The sequence below is a fragment of the Stenotrophomonas sp. GbtcB23 genome, from assembly GCF_019091045.1.
Lineage (GTDB): Bacteria > Pseudomonadota > Gammaproteobacteria > Xanthomonadales > Xanthomonadaceae > Stenotrophomonas > Stenotrophomonas rhizophila_A.
In genome coordinates this window covers 1-240 of record NZ_JAGXKC010000641.1, presented here as the reverse complement: position 1 = coordinate 240, position 240 = coordinate 1, and the positions used below count along the sequence as shown (strand labels likewise).

The 240-nt window shown below is 65.0% G+C and carries 1 protein-coding gene; it reads right to left on the bottom strand.

Annotation, left to right across the window (positions count from 1 at the left end):
* Window positions 1-240 (bottom strand): asparagine synthase-related protein (locus tag KVS69_RS20415; protein WP_254622319.1); only part of this gene is annotated, 240 nt, incomplete at both ends.

Below are 240 nucleotides of genomic sequence, written 5' to 3'. Positions count from 1 at the left end.
TGTGCTCGAACGGAGTGCCCCATGCCGCGCACAGCACCTCATGGTCGAGGGAGGGGCTTCTCGCCTGTACACCGAATGCGCCGAACGCGCGGTCCGACTTGGTCATCAGCCCTTCGCTCAGCTCGTTGGTCTGATCCAGGTAGAGCAGCAGCTCACCCGGGTGGCCGCCGGCGGGATGCAGGGTAGTGTCAAGGAACGGATGCGCCGGTTCAGTTGCCGTCTTCAGCGCACGCGACGGAT